Source organism: Streptomyces sp. NPDC127129 (assembly GCF_042671585.1).
In the GTDB taxonomy this organism is placed as follows: domain Bacteria; phylum Actinomycetota; class Actinomycetes; order Streptomycetales; family Streptomycetaceae; genus Streptomyces.
Genome location: NZ_JBHXTV010000011.1, coordinates 66,882 through 82,666 on the forward strand (window position 1 = coordinate 66,882; position 15,785 = coordinate 82,666).

At 72.6% G+C, this 15,785-nt stretch carries 5 protein-coding genes; 4 read left to right on the forward strand and 1 reads right to left on the reverse strand.

Features of this window, described 5'->3' with window-relative positions; all coding sequences use genetic code 11:
* The first annotated feature begins 19 nt into the window (after positions 1–19).
* Both ACFVGW_RS21650 and ACFVGW_RS21655 read left to right on the forward strand, forming a co-directional pair.
* Complete coding sequence (locus tag ACFVGW_RS21650; RefSeq protein WP_385853160.1) at positions 20–7,936, forward strand: neuraminidase-like domain-containing protein; 7,917 nt, start codon at positions 20–22, stop codon at positions 7,934–7,936.
* A gap of 16 nt (positions 7,937–7,952) precedes the next feature.
* Positions 7,953–11,258, forward strand: coding sequence for a hypothetical protein (locus tag ACFVGW_RS21655; protein WP_385853161.1), 3,306 nt, complete (start codon positions 7,953–7,955; stop codon positions 11,256–11,258).
* A gap of 12 nt (positions 11,259–11,270) precedes the next feature.
* On the opposite strand, the gene ACFVGW_RS21660 is transcribed toward ACFVGW_RS21655, so the two are convergent.
* Positions 11,271–12,629: a peptidase C39 family protein gene (locus tag ACFVGW_RS21660; protein WP_385853162.1), complete on the reverse strand. Its 1,359-nt coding sequence runs from the start codon at positions 12,627–12,629 to the stop codon at positions 11,271–11,273.
* 211 nt (positions 12,630–12,840) lie between these two features.
* Here ACFVGW_RS21660 and ACFVGW_RS21665 point away from each other — a divergent pair, with 211 nt between their 5' ends.
* Positions 12,841–13,494 (forward strand): uridine kinase, encoded by a 654-nt coding sequence (locus ACFVGW_RS21665; protein ID WP_385853163.1) that lies wholly within the window; start codon positions 12,841–12,843, stop codon positions 13,492–13,494.
* A 364-nt stretch (positions 13,495–13,858) separates the two neighbouring features.
* Positions 13,859–15,778, forward strand: a complete 1,920-nt coding sequence (locus ACFVGW_RS21670; RefSeq protein ID WP_383225814.1) for an AAA family ATPase — start codon at positions 13,859–13,861, stop codon at positions 15,776–15,778.
* Positions 15,779–15,785 lie beyond the last annotated feature (7 nt).

The following is a 15,785-nucleotide window of genomic DNA, read 5'->3' on the forward strand; positions in this document are numbered from 1 at the left end:
CGTTCCGGATAGTGGCTGCATGCGAGCACTCACGCCGATCGCCCCTGGCAGCACGGGCGCGCCCGTCGCGGACCTCCATGCGGCGCTCGACAGGCTCGATCGCGGCTCGGGGGTTCCTCCCGAGGAGCGCGCGGAACAACGGTACGGGCACGGGACGGCCGCAGCGGTACGGGAGTTCCAGGAGGACATCCGGCTCGGCTCGGGCGCCGACGGTGAGGTCGACGCCGGAACCGCGACCGCCCTCAACGAACTTCTCTTCGCCTCCGCCCAGTTCGGTCTGGTGGACGGTACTCTGCGCACGCCGACGGGTACCACGGTGGCCGGGGCGGTGGTGGAGGCGGCGGACGCGGAGTTCCTCGATCCGGGCGAGTCGGGGCTGGGGCAGACGGTCAGCGACGCGGAGGGTTCGTACCGGCTCTTCTACGACCCCGCGCACTACGCGCGGCTGGGGCCGGGCATCGACCGGGTGAAGGCACGAGTCGACCTCGTCGTGCGTGTGCGCGACAGGGACGGCACCGTGCTGGCCCAGTCCATGCCCCGGGACGACCTGCACCGCGTGGAACACGTCGACCTGACGCTGCCCCATGCACCGGCACACGCGGCGCCGTCCGGCCCGGAGGCCGAAGCGGCCGCCCCCGCGCCCCCGCCTGTACCGGACCCCGCGGCCCGGCCGGACCTCGCGCCTCCGGTGGAAGCGGACCCCGCACCCCCACCGGCGCCCGCCCCTGCACCTCCGGCCCCGGCGCCCGACCCTGCCCCTCGGGCCCCGGACCTGACGCCGGCCCCGGCTCCCGCTCCCGCTCCGGCCCGGGCCCCGGCTCCGGCCCCGACCCAGGACCCGGCTCCCGCTCCAGCTCCGGCTCCCGCGGCTCCGCCACCCCCGGCGAACCCGGCGAACCCGGCGAACCCCGGCCGCGCGGCCGCCGCGCCCAGCCCCGCAGACGGCGTCGTCCCTCCTCCGCCCACGCCGTCCCCCGCCGCCCCTCCCCGGCGGCCGGGGCCGGACGCTCCCCTGCTGCCGTTCGCCCCGGACCCTCCCCACGAGAACGGCGGGCCGGTGTTCGCGGCCGTCGCGGCCACGCGCGTCACCGGGGCCGAGGTGCGCGGCCGGGTGTTCACCGACGCGCGCGTGCCCGTTCCCGGCCTGAAGGTCACCGCGGCCGACGTGTTCCTCGCGGACGAACTCCCGCTCGGCGAGGCCGTCACCGACGCCAGGGGCGGCTACCGCATCGTCTGCGACCTGTCCGCCTCCCGCGCCCGCGGTGCGACCGCCCCCGACCTCCTCGTACGCGTCCTCGACGAACAGGGCGCCGTGCTGGCCGCCGGCCCCGTGGCCTTCTCGGCCGGGCCCGACACCCAGGTCGATCTGGCGGTCCCGTCCGCGGCGTTCCGGCGCCCCGTCGAGTACGAGCAGCTCACCGCCTCGCTGCCCGGCTCTCTGGAGGGCTCGGGACTGCGGATGGCGGAGCTGACCGAGACGCCGGAGCGTCCTCAGATCACGTATCTGGCGAACAAGACCGGGTGGGACGCCCGGATGATCGCGATGGCCTCGCTCGCCGACCGGTTCGCGGAGGGCAGCGAGATCCCCGCTCCGCTGTACTACGCGCTGTTCCGGGCCGGGGTGGCCGCCCGCCCCGGCGTCCTCGGCCGGCTGGACCGCCCGACGGTCGAGGAGATCTGGCGTGGCGCCGTCACCGAGGGGATCGTGCCCGCCGCATTGGGAGACCGCCTTCCCGAGCTGGTGGAACGATTCGCCGCCGAGGGTTCACACCAGCTCCTCGACCAGCCGCTCGTCCCGGACCGGAGCGGTTCCGCCACCCTCGGCGACCTCTTGGCGGCCGCCGGTCTCGACGACGGTCAGAAGGAGCGGTTCGCCGCCGTCTACCACGCGCGACGCCACGACCTGCCCGCCATGTGGGAGGAGGCCGCGACCGCGCTGGCCGCCGTTTCGGACGAGGCGCCGGACGAGGCCCTGCGTACGGCACGGCTCCTGACCGAGGACATCCGGCTGACCGGCAAACTCGCCCTGCTCACCGGCAACGTGCCGCCACTCGTCTCCCGCCTCCGTGGCCGGGTCGAGGACCGGGACCCGGTCTCGCTGGTGGCCCAGGGGCTGCACCGCCCCGAGAACTGGGATCCGCTCCTCGCGGGTCTGGACGTGCCCGAGGGCATGCCGGGCGAGGGCGAGCCGGAGCGACGCGCCTCGTACGCGAAGGTGCTGGCCGGGCAGCTCGCCCTCAGTTACCCCACGGCGACCGTCGCCGCGATGGTCGCCGAAGGCGACCTGGCCCGGGAGGCCGAGGAACCGGTCCGTGACGAGCTGCGAGGCTTCCTGACGGACCACCAGGGAAGCTTCGAGCTGGGCGTGCACCCGGTCGACGGCTTCGTGCGCGAGCACGGCATCAGCCTCGGATCGGACGCCCTCGCCGAACTCCGCACCCTGCAAAGGCTGTACCAGATCAGTCCCTCCGACTCGGCGATGGCCGCCCTGGCCGCGCGGGGAATCGACTCGGCCTACGCGGCGGTACGCCATGGCGAGCGCGCGTTCGTCGCCCTCGTCGCGGAGGACCTCGGCGGCGAGGAACAGGCGCGGCTCACCTACGCCAAGGCACACCAGGTGCACCACGCCGTCCTGAACCTGGCCGCCGGATACCTCACGGCCCGCGCCGCGCCCGCGCTCCGCGCCGTGCCCGACCCGTTCTCCGGTGCCGTCGGCGTCCCCGGCCTCGCCGACGGCATCACGCCCGGCGCGGACGGTGCCGCGACGCCCGTCGCCGCCCCACCCGACAGCGCTGACCTGGAGTCGCTCTTCGGCGGCCTGGACTTCGTGGCCTGCGCGCACTGCCGCTCCGTACTCTCCCCGGCCGCGTACCTGGTCGACCTGCTGCTCTTCCTCGACCGCGCGCCGAGCGACACCGACGGCGCGGCGAACCCGCTGGACGTCCTCCTCGAACGCCGGCCCGACCTGGCACATACGGAACTGACCTGCGAGAACACCAACACCACCCTCCCCTACGTGGACCTCGTCAACGAGGTCCTCGAACACTTCGCGGTGCACAACTTCTCCCTGTCGGGTTTCGAGGGCTTCGACGTCCCGGCCGGTGCCGACCCCGAGGCGGAGTCCGCACGTCTCGCCGCGGCTCCCGACCACACCCAGAACGCCGCCTACACGGCCCTGCGGGACGCCCGCCATCCGCTCACCCTCCCCTTCCACCGCGATCTGGAGGAGGTCCGGGCCCACCTCGGCCTCGCCCGTCTCACCCTCGACAGCGCACTCGAGGTGCTGGGCCCGGGCGACGGCGCGCTGGATCCGCCGCCCGGCTCGCCGGAGACGGCCTACGCCCTGCGCGACGTGCTGACCGAGCGCCTGCGGCTCTCGCGCCAGGAGCGGCGCCTGCTCACCGACGGATCGATGCCCTGGCACGAACTGCTCGGGGCGGATGTCGCCGACACCACGGAGGCCGAGGCGATCACCGAGCTGAGTTCCGCCAGGACCCTCGCACGACGCCTGGGCGTCACGCCGACCGAGCTGACCGACCTGCTGCGCTGCCGCTTCGTCAATCCGGCGGTGGCCCTGCTGCCCAGGCTCGAACGGCTCGGCGTCGGCTTCGCCGACCTGAGGCGGCTGCACAGCGGCGAGCTCACCCCGTCCGCCTTCACCGAGCAGTTCCTCGCCGGCCAGGACCCGGAGGCCTTCGGCGGCGACATCCCCGGCTGGATCCTGGCCCAGCACGACCTGATCATGAGTCTGATCACGCTCACCGATCCCGCGTCCGAGGGCGCCGGCGGAAGGGACGCGGACGACGGATCGGCCTTCGACCGGCTCGAACTGCGGCGCGCCCTGCCCGACCCGGCGGCGAACCGCCTCACCCCGCCGGACTTCCGGCGGCTCACCCGGTTCGTGCGGCTGCGACGGGCCCTGGGCTGGACCGTGGAGCTGACCGACGCGGCCCTCGTGGCCCTGTTCCCCGCCTCTCCTCGGCAGCCGGCCGACCCCGCGAAGGATCCCGCGGTCGTCGAGCGCGACCGCTTCGACCGGGACTTCGCGGAGGTACTCCTGCGGCTGGCCCACGTCAAGACGGCCATGGAACTCCTCGGCGTGGAACCCGGAGAACTTCCCGCGCTCCTCGCCTGCTGGGCCCCGCTCGACACGGCCGGTCCCCGCTCGCTCTACCACCGGCTGTTCCTGGGCCCCGGCTGCCTGCCCGCCCCGGCCTTCGAGGACGACGGATACGGCAACGTGCCCGGCGCCCGGGACGCCCGCCTCACCGACCAGGCGGCTCAGCTCCAGGCCGCCACCGCACTCGACGCCGCCGGGCTCGCGGACACCTTCACGGCGCTCGGCGTCGACGAGGAGACCCCGTTGACGCTGGAGAACGTCAGCGCCGTCTTCCGCCACGGCTGGCTCTCGCGCAGGCTCGGCCTCGCTCCCGCCGATCTCGTGCTGCTGACCGATCTCTCGGGCATCGACCCCTTCGCGCCCCTCACCGACACCGCGGCCGAGCCGCCGCGGGCCGGCTCCCCTCCCCTGGTGCGCCTGACGGAGCTGGCCCGTCGGCTCGACGCGGCCGGCCTCGCTCCGGCTCGGCTGCGCCTGCTGCTGCGGCACGAGGACCGCTCCGGCCACGCGCTGCCGCCCGTCGCGGACATCCGTGCCCTGGCCGAGGAGCTGCACCAGGACCTCGTACGGATCGACGCCGAGATCACGGTCGCGGTGGAGGACCCGACGGGCGAACTGGGCCGGGCCCGCCTCGCGCTGCTGTACGGGACGGAGGCCGCCGACACCTTCTTCGGCCTGCTGGACAGCACCGTCATCTTCTCCACGCCCTACGCCCAGCCCCAGCCCCAGACCCAGACCCGGGAGGCCTCGGCCTCGTACGCCCCGGCCGACGCCGGACTTCCCCCGCAGCCGGACCTGCCGCCCGGGCTGTCGTACGACGCCTTCGCCGGGACGCTCAGCCACCGGGGCGCCGTCCCGACTCCGGTCCTCGACGCGGTGCGCGACGCGCACGGACGTTCCTCCGCCCTGGCGTCCGCCGTGGAGAAGCTGCACGGGCTGTCCCGTGCCGACGCCGAGGAGTTCTTCACCCGCTACCCGGACCTGCGGTCGGCGCACACCGTCTACGTCGACGCGCCCGGGCCCAGGGAGGACCGGATGCGCGGACTGCTCGACGGGATCCTGCCCGGGGTCCGTGACCGGCTCCAGCGCCGCCAGGTCCATCAGCGGCTGGCCGACGAGTGCGGGGTGACGTCCGCGGAGATCGCTCCGCTGCTCGACGACGCTGCACTGCTCGGCTCGTCCGCCGCCCCGGGCCGCCCCGCGGTCGAGGACGCCCTGGCCCTGGCTCGTACCGGACTGACGCTGACGGTCGGCGGGGAGCCGGCGACGGCCGGGGGCACGGAGCACCGTGCCGGGGACAAGGGTGAGGCGGCCAAGGGCTCCTCGTCCGGGAGCTACCACCAGGAGACGGTCGGCCATGTGGCCGGCAGCGAGCGGCACGGCTACCTGAACGTCCCCGACACCAGCCAGTTCACGTTCACCGTCAGCGCGGCCGCCGCGGCCGAGTACACCCTCGCCGTCGACGGCACCGACATCCCCCTCACACCCGGGCCCGGCGAGCCCGGGACCTCCTGGACGAGCGGCCCCGTCGCGCTGTCCGCCGGCCCGCTGGCCGAACTGCGGCTGACCGCGAGCCGCGAGGCCTCCCCCGTGCTCGGCTGGGAGGCCCGCGGCCGCGCCCGGGAGGCCGTTCCCGAGGCCGCCCTCCGTCCTGCCGCGGAGTTCGCGGCGTTCACCGCCACCTGGATCCGGCTGACCAAGGTCCTCGACCTGGCGAGGACGCTGGGCTTGTCCGCGCCGGAGCTCGCGTACTTCGCCGCGCACCCCGACCACACGATCGACGGCGCGAGCTGGCTCCAGGCCGTGCCCGTCGTCCCGCCCCACGCCACCCGGGATCCGGAAGGGACACGCGAGCGCGCCCTGTTCTTCGCCGCCGACACGCTGGCGCGGTACGTGGCGCTCCGCCGCGATCTCGCAGTGTCCGGGGACACCCTGCTGGCGGTGCTGCGGGACCCGGACGTCACCGGCCCGGACGGGCGCCCGTTGCGCTCGACGCTGCCCGGCTGGGACGAGTCCGCGCTGGACGGCGTGCTCCTGCGCACCGGCCTGAGCCCGGCGGACCTCGCCTCCGTGACCGGTCTGGGGCGTGTCACCGCGGTCTTCGGTCTCGCCGCGACCACCCGTGTGAGCACGGGTGTGCTGCTGGACACGCTCACCAACGAGCCCGGTCCGGAGGCCGCCGTGACCGTACGTCAGGCCGTGCGCGCCCACTACGACGAGGCGGGCTGGCTGGAACTGCTCCGCCCGCTGAACGACGGGCTGCGCCGCCGCCGCCGGGACGCGCTGACCGCGTACGCCCTCCACGGCCTGGCCCGGAACCCCGCCACGCGCGCCGTCGACACCCCCGACAAGCTCTTCGAGCACACGCTGATCGATGTCCAGATGGACCCCTGCATGCAGACGTCCCGCATCAAACAGGCCATCTCGACGGTCCAGTTGTTCGTCCAGCGCGTCCTGCTCAACCTGGAGCCGAGGGTCTCACCGGCCGCGGTCAAGGCGGGCCAGTGGGAGTGGATGAAGCGGTACCGGACCTGGGAGGCCAATCGCACGGTCTTCCTGTATCCCGAGAACTGGCTGGAACCGGAGCTGCGTGACGACAAGTCGCCGCAGTTCCGCGAGCTGGAGAGCAAACTCCTGGCGGGGGACATCACCGACGACGCGGCGGCCACCGCCATCGGGCACTATCTGGAGGACCTGGCCGCGGTGGCCAAGCTGGAGATCCTCTGCGTGTTCGTCGACGAGCGCGACACCGGGCCCTCCACCGGCGCCGCCGACGACGTCGTCCATGTGGTCGCTCGTGGCGGCGGCGGCCGGCGCGAGCACTACTACCGCCGGCGCGCCCAGGGAACCTGGTCCCCCTGGGAGCGGATCGGGCCCGACGTCACCGGCGACCACCTGACGATGACGGTCTGGAACGGGCGGCTGCTGCTGTTCTGGCTCGTCCTCCGGGAGGAGCCCGTCGCCGCGCGGCTGCAGGCCGACCAGCCGCTCAACGAGATGCGCGGGCGCGATGTGCCCACGCCTCCGATGGTGCGGATGACGACCACGCTCAACTGGAGCGAGTACTCCAACGGCCGATGGCAGTCCGCGCGCACGTCCGACCCGAACCGGCCGCTGCAGATCAGCGGCCTGGAACACCCGGGCGGCTTCGACCGGCAGAACCTCGCGCTGTTCCCCGCGATCGACGCCGACGACCGGCTGTGGATCAACCTCGCGCACGTGGCCTGGCACGGCGGATACGCCTTCGTCCTGGACAATCTTCACTCCGCGCCCGCCGGGGTCAACGAGACCAGATTCTTCGTGAACCCGGAGGAGCGCCGCCGGTACGTCTCCGTGTCGGGCGGGGTCTCGCTCCACTACGACGGGCCGCTGCAGCTCGACCACACCGTGCTCCACAGGTCCGAGGGCCTCACCCAGGTCTTCGGGTGGCACGCCCTGGACAACCCGTACGAGGCTCCCTTCTTCCTGCAGAACCGGCGCCGTGTCTTCTTCGTACGGCCCCAGGTCTCCCAGACCCCCATCGGGCTCTTCGACAACCTCCCCGTCCCCTTCGACCCGGTGTCCGCCGGCGGGCCGCTCTTCCCCGGCGCCCACCGCCTGCCGGAGGAGGACCTGGTCCTGCCGGAACGCGACCTGCCCCGCCCGCACCCGGACCTCGTGGCCGGACTCGTCGCCCCGGCACCGGTGGAGACCCTCCTGGGCTCCGACGGGCGCATCCGTACCGTCCTGGACGGCGGCGACGCCGTCCTCTTCGACGGGCTGCCCATCGGTCCGGCCGGCTCCCTCGACGGCACGCCCACCGCCGAACGCCCCTGACGAAAGGCCGACCAGCATGGACAGCGCACCGGTTCGTCCCGGCTTCCACCATGCGGCGCTGCGGCGCGAGCTCCTCGCCCGGCTGGGCTCCACCCTGCTGCTCACCCGCCCGGTGGTGACCTACACCTTCGACAACCACTACCACCCCTATGCCGGGGAGCTGCTGGCGCTGCTCAACGGGAACTCGCTGGACGGACTGCTCGACCCGGCCCGGCACGCCGCCCTGCGGAACGATTTCTTCGATTCCCTCTTCGAGCCGGTCACCGACGACCCCAGCGTCGGCGCGGTCCAGTCCCGTCCCGAGGAGATCGACCTCGGCGAGTTGGGCCCCTACGCCGGCTACAACTGGGAACTGCTCTTCCACATCCCCTTCACGATCGCCGTCCACCTCAGCAAGAACCAGCGCTTCGCGGAGGCCCAACGGTGGTTCCACCGCGTCTTCGACCCCACGTCCGACGAGACGGACCAGCCCGAACCGCAGCGCTACTGGAAGTTCCTGCGCTTCCGGCAGAGCGGACGCCCGCAGGGGATCGACGACCTGCTGGCCCTGATGGCCAAGCCCGAGGACACGTGCACCCCGGAGGAGCTGGCCACGCGGGAGCTGATCCTCTACGGGTACGAGGCGGTGCGCGCCCGCCCGTTCCAGCCGCACGCCGTGGCACGTACGCGCGTCTCGGCCTACCAGTACGCCGTCGTGATGAAGTACCTCGACAACCTCGTCGCATGGGGCGACAGCCTCTTCCAGCAGGACACCATCGAGTCCCTCAACGAGGCCACCCAGCTGTACGTCCTGGCCGCCGACCTGCTGGGACCCCGGCCGCAGGAGGTGCCCCGCGCGGGCGAGGTACGCCCCAGGACCTTCGCGCAGCTGCGCGAGCGCGGACTCGACCCGCTCGGCAACGCACTCGTCGATCTGGAGGTGCGCTTCCCCTTCAACCTCTACCGTCCGGCGCGCGACGGCGTGGACACCGACGCGAGCGCGCCCGTGCTGGGCCTGGGCCGCACGCTGTACTTCTGTGTGCCGCCCAACGACAAGCTGCTCGGCTACTGGGACCTCGTCGAGGACCGCCTGTTCAAGATCCGTCACTGCATGACCCTGGGCGGCGTGGTGCGGCAGCTCCCCCTCTTCGAACCGAGGCTGGATCCCGGTCTGCTCGTCAGGGCGGCGGCGGCCGGCATCGACGTGTCCAGCGCGGTGGGCGGGCTCCAGCAGCCGCAGTCGCCCGTGCGCGCCGCGCTGCTCCTCACCAAGGCCCAGGAGATCTGCGCGTCGGTCCGCGAGCTGGGCGGCGGCCTGCTCTCGGCCCTGGAGAAGCAGGACAACGAGCAGCTCGCGCTGTTGCGCCAGCAGCACGAGATCGGCGCACAGAAACGGGTCCAGGACGTACGGTTCCTGCAGTGGAAGGACGCCGAGGAGGCCACGGAGAACCTGCTGCGCGCCCGGGAGACGCTCTTCGACCGCTACCGCCACTTCCAGTTGCTGCTCGGCAAGAAGGACGCCGACATCGCCCGCCACCGGTCCCTCGCCCTGGCACGCAAGTCCCTCACCGAGGAGAACTTCGACGAGGTGCACCGTGACCTCGTCACGCGGTACGCGACCCCGATCGCACCCGAGCGGGACGAACCCGGCTCGCTCGCGAACGCCTCCGCCCCGGGCGCCCAGGCGGGCCTGACCTCTCTGAGCGACCTGCGGCTCATCCCCGGCGAGGACCGGGAGCTCAACCAGCACATGCCGGCGGCCCAGGAACGGCAGCGCGAGGCCGTCGAGATCGACACGCTGTACAGCGTCCTCGGCATGCTGCCCAACTTCGGCATCGACATCGAGCCCTTCGGCCTCGGCGGCCACATGGAGCTGGGCGGTCCCACGCTCTCCGCGATCGGCCGCATCCTGTCCGGCCGCGAGCGCGGCGAGGCGGAACGCGCCGTGGCCGAGGGGGGTCGTGCCGGGCGCGCCGCCGGATACGAGCGGCGCATGGAGGACTGGACCCACCAGAGCAACTCGGCGGCGTACGAACTGATGGCCAACGGGCGGCAGCTCATCTCCTCGTTGATCCGTGAACAGATCGCCAGGCGCGAGTACGACAATCTCCAGAAGGAGCTCGAACAGTCCCTCGCGATGGAGCGGTCGCTGCGCGAGAAGTTCACCGGCGCGGAGCTGTACGGCTGGATGCAGGGCGAACTGTCCAAGCAGTTCTACGCCTGTTACCGCATGGCCTTCGACGTCGCCCGTCGGGCCGAGCAGACCGTCAAGCGCGAACTGATGCGACCCGAGCTCGACCAGAGCGAGTTCATCAAGTTCACCTACTGGGACGGCGGCCGGCGCGGCCTGCTGGCCGGCGAGGCCCTCCAGCTCGACCTCCGGCGGCTGGAGCTGGCGTACCACGAGCACAACCGCCACGAGTTCGAGCTCACCAAGAACGTCTCGCTCGCCCAGCTCGACCCGCTCGCCCTGATGCGGCTGCGGGAGACGGGCACCTGCGAGTTCGGTCTGCCGGAATGGCTCTACGACCTCGACTGCCCGGGCCACTATCTGCGGCGCATCAAGAGCGTCGGGCTCACACTGGCCGCTGTGACGGGCCCCTACACCGGGGTGCACGCGACCCTGACGCAGCTGCGTTCCTCGGTGCGGCTGACCCCGCTGGCCAAGGAGGGCGAGGGAGGGCCGTACGCCCGGAAGGAGAGCGACGACCGCTTCGCCGACTACACCGGGTCCGCGCCGTCCGTCGTGACGAGCACGGGCAACAGCGACTTCGGCATGTTCGAGACGAACCCGCGCGAGGACCGGTACCTTCCGGCCGAGGGCACCGGCGCGGTGAGCCATTGGCGGGTGGAACTCCCCGGCCGTTTCAGGGGCTTCGACTACCGGACGATCAGCGACCTCGTCCTGCACGTCCGTTACACGGCGCGGCCGGGGGGCGCGAAGCTGCGCGACGAGGCCGAGGCGTTCGTCGCGGCCCAGGTGCGGGAGGCCGACCGGGCGGGTCTGTCCCGGCTGTTCAGTCTCCGCCACGACTTCTCTTCCGCCTGGCACGCCTTCGTCACGGGCGAGGAGGACTTCACCGCCGCCCTCACGGCGGAGCACTTCCCCTTCTTCGCGCAGTCCGAGCCGATCCGGATCACCGGAGTCGAACTGCATCGCACCGGTCCCGACGCCGTCCCTCCCCTGCGCCTGGCGGGCGAGCGGGTGGACACTCTGTCCACGGCCATGGAGACCTCCCGTACGGCAGCCCTCACCCTCTCCCCGGACGACCGTGTCCTCACCCGCGACGCGACGGCGGACGTGTTCCTGCTGGTGCGCTACGCACTCGGTGCGGCGCCCTGACGGCCGACCGGCTCACAGCAGGCCGAGCGACCTCAGCACGCGGTGCCGGGCCGATGCCGGCCCGGTCGGCCAGAAGACGTAGCAGACCCCGCCCGTACCGCTCCTGACCTTGCCGTTCGCGTCGTAGCGCTTGGTGCGGAGCCAGATGTTCTCCCACTCGCGCCGCCGGTAGATCCGGCGCACGGCCTCGTTGTTCGGTGAGGCGGGGTCGTTGGCGATCACGTCGCCGTCCTCCGTGAAGCCGATCACGGTCATCAGATGGCCGGAGGTGCCGTAGCCGGCGCCGGTCAGCTCCTCCTTGCGGAACGACTGTGACGTTATGACCGGGATGCCCGCGCGGATCAGCGACTCCAGCTCCGTCAGCGAGCGCAGCCGGGTCACGACCGCGTTCATGGCGGGGTACGTGGCGGCGTAGGCGGCGTTGAAGGGCCAGTTCCCGCAGCCTTCGTACTGGTGGTCGAAGGTGAAGCGGGCCGCGTGGCAGACCTGGGGGTCCTCGAACGCCGGGTTCACCCAGGCGAGGTCCTCGGCGCTCGGCCTGCGGTCCCAGAACTCGACGATCATCTGCGAGGACGTCGGGCTGCACCAGGCCTCGCCCCCGTTGTCGTACTCCGGGTACTGGCCGACATGGGTGTTCTGCGAATAGCGCGGGACGGCCAGTTCGCGGGCGACGCAGGGTGCCGAGGCGGGCACGGTGAAGCGGTCGGGGATGTCGGAGGCCATCGCGCCGAGCCGCCACACGAGCGGGGTGACGTCGGTGCCGGGAGCGCGGTACAGGGTCAGCCGCAGCTGGTACGCGTCCAGGCGGAGCCCGGTCGCGGGGTCGTCGACGGCGAAGGTGTCCGTCCAGATCGAGCTCCTGCCGTCGCTCTGGTCGTCGACCGAGGTCCGCCGGATGTCGCCGTCGCCCGCCGCCCAGCGGCCCATCACGTACCAGGGAGTGGCGCCGCCGTCGTTGTAGGTGCCGCGCAGCTCGATCCCGATCCAGGTGCCCGGCGGGGTGGCGGCGTTCCAGGAGGCGATGACCTCGGTGGCCGGGACGGTGGAGCGGTGGACGGGGGAGGTCCAGCTCGCGTACTCCCAGGGGGAGGTCGTACCGGTGTGCGGGTCGGTGTAGTCGGTGACCCCCGCGGGTGTCCCGATCACCAGGCCGGGACGGTGTCCGGCGACGGCGCGGGTTCCGGCGCGGTCCCCGCCGCGCCAGTCGGCGAAGGAGTCCCAGAAGCGGTTGTCGACGAGCGCGGGTTCCGGCGCGTGGGCGCGGTCGCCCGTGGGGGCGGCCACGGCCGGAGCGGTGGAGGCCACGGAGGTGCCGGCGACGGCGGCGAGGGCCGCGGCGAGGACGGTTCTGCGCGGAGTGGAGTTGGCCATGAGCGATGACCCCCGGTCGAGAGCGGCGGACGACGGCGAGGAGCGGACGGATGGCGGAGCGTGGATGGGGAGCGGGGACCACTATCGCGGCTCGCGGAGCCGTTCTGCCAGCGATTCGGCACGCGTCGCCGGACCAATATTGGTCTGCGCCACTGGCGCCGCCGAGCCCCTGACCTGCGGCGCCTCGTGCCGGGATCGTTAGGCTTTCCCCATGACCGAAGGGACCGACCGGACCGACCGGACCGACCTCGACCGTGCCGCCGACGCGCTGCGCGGCCTTCCGCCGTCCTGCGGGCCGGTCCGGCTGATCGCCGTCGACGGCCACGCGGGCTCCGGCAAGTCGACCCTCGCCGCGCACCTCGCGGCCCGGCTGGGCGCCCCCGTCCTCCACCTCGACGACCTCGCCAGCCACGAGGAGCTGTTCGCGTGGACGGAGCGGATGGAGGACCAGGTGATCACGCCGCTCTCCCGGGGCGAGGTCGCGCGCTATCACCCGTACGACTGGAATCTGCGGACCTTCGGCACACCCCGCGCGCTGCCACCCGCCCCGGTCGTCCTGGTCGAGGGCGTCGGCGCGGGGCGGCGGGCGCTGCGCCCGCATCTCGCCGCCCTTCTGTGGATGGAACGCGGTCCCGAGGAGTCCTGGGCACGCGGCCGGCACCGGGACGGACCTGCGCAGTCGGAGTTCTGGGACGGCTGGACGGTGGCGGAGACTCGCCATTTCTCCGCGGACCCTTCGCGCCCCTTCGCCGACACCCTGATACGGGAGCGTCCCGAGGGGTACGAATGGCTTCCCGGGCCGGCTGTGACAGCGGGCCCGAACCAGATCATCACGGAGAGTAAAGGCGAATCACCTCGTAAATGAGTAGGCGGAACCCCACTTCCGCAAGTGCCTCAACTGCGCTTGACCCAAGGGGCGTACAGGTCTTACGTTCTCAATGTGCGGCTTTCCGAAGCCGTCGCGGACGCGAAGCCCCCGGTTGTTCCCCCGTGATCGGGGGCTTCGTTCTGCCCTGATCATCCCTTTCTCCGGCCCGTCACGGACCCCGATGCTCACCCAGGGTCACGGCCACCGGATCATGCACTTCTCCTTCGTCGCGCCCCCTCTGCGCAGGTACGATGCCCTTCGGTGGGGTCAATTCCCGTCCACGAGAAGGCGGTTCTGTACGGCTTCCGGCGGGCACCCGCCCGCCGGGACAGCAACGGGGGCACGTTTTGTGGGGGACCCGATGGACATCGGCACGCAGGGCGGAACGGCCCCGGCCGAGCTCGCCTGGCTGCGCGGAGTCGACGCCTACACGATGGGCGCCTATCCGCAGGCGGAGGAAGAGTTCCGAACGGCGGTACGGATCGATCCCGGCATGGCGGACGCCTGGCTCGGGCTGCACGCGCTCCGGGTGGACACCACCACCGCGCTGCTGAGGATGTACCGCAACCGCGACCGGTTCGGCGAACAGCGCGCACGCCACCGCCGGACCCTGAACTCCTGGTACTGGCTGGGCTGGTGGGTCCAGCCCGTGCTGGAGAGCCCGCGCGATCTGCTTCTCGCGCACGCCTCGCACTGGCTCGACGGCCGCCATGTGCCCGAGCTGGACCGGGCGTTGGCCGGGCTGCCGCCGGTCGACACCGATCCGCAGGTCCGCTTCCTGCACGCCTGCCGGTCCTACCTCGTCAAGGACTGGGACCAGTTGGTCCGCCACACCGAGTCCCTGGTCGACGATCCGCTGCTCGGGATCGAGGCGGGGCTCTTCGCCGGGATGGCCCGGGTCCGCCTCGAGATGTACGGGCAGGCGGAGCCGCTGCTCTCGGCGTCCCTCATGCGCTGCCGCAGCGAACAGCCGCAGCGCAAGGAGCTGCGCTACTGGCTGGCCAGGGCCCACGAGGGCACCGGGCGGAGCGCGGCCGCCTTACCGCTCTACCGGGCGGTGCACCGGATCGACCCGGCGTTCATGGACACGGCGGCCCGGCTGGCGGCGATCACCGAGTACGACGGTTTCGAGGGACCGGACGACACGGCGGGGCTCGCCACGGTCGCCCTGGGCGGCGTCGGGCAGGACGCCTCCGCCGACGCGAAGCAGACCGACCTCGACGGCCCCGCCTCCGACGGACTGCGCCTCGGGAGCGAGGCGGGACTCGGCAGCGAGCCGGGGGCCACAACGCCGCCCGTGGGGCCTCCCGAGCCGCCGGACGTACGCCAGAAGACGTCCGTCCCCGCGCAGCCCGCGCCTCCCCGCTTCCCCGCCAGCCCCACCGATCCGGCCCTGCTGGCCGCGGCGCTGGCCGAGCTGGAGCGCATGGTCGGGATGGAGCCGGTGAAGCGGCAGGTCAAGGCGTTGTCGGCGCAGCTGGAGATGGCGCGGCTGCGGGCCGGACAGGGCCTTCCCGTCCAGCCGCCGAAACGTCACTTTGTCTTCTCAGGCCCCTCCGGCACCGGGAAGACCACCGTAGCCCGCATCCTCGGCCGGGTCTTCTACGCACTCGGTCTGCTCGGCGGCGACCATCTGGTGGAGGCCCAACGGGCGGATCTGGTGGGCGAGTTCCTCGGGCAGACCGCCGTCAAGGCGAACGAGCTGATCGACTCGGCGATCGGCGGGGTCCTCTTCGTGGACGAGGCGTACTCACTCTCCAACACCGGCTACAGCAAGGGCGACGCCTACGGCGACGAGGCGCTCCAGGTTCTCCTGAAGCGGGCGGAGGACAACCGGGACCATCTGGTGGTGATCCTGGCCGGCTACCCGGAGGGCATGGACCGGCTCCTCGCCACCAACCCGGGGCTCTCCTCCCGTTTCACGACCCGGGTCGACTTCCCCTCGTACCGCCCGCTCGAACTCACCGCCATCGGCGAGGTGCTCGCGGCGGCGAACGGGGACCGCTGGGACGAGGAGGCACTGGACGAGCTGCGCTCGATCAGCGGCCATGTCGTGGACCAGGGGTGGATCGACGAGCTGGGCAACGGACGCTTCCTGCGCACGCTGTACGAGAAGTCCTGCGCGTACCGTGACCTCCGCCTGGCGGGCTACCCGGGCACCCCCACGCGAGACGACCTGGCCACGCTTCGCCTGGCCGACCTGATGCAGGCCTACGGCGAGGTCCTCTCCGGCCGCGGCCCGTCCCCCCGGAGCCCGCGCCAGGACCCCGGGGGCATGTGACGGCCAC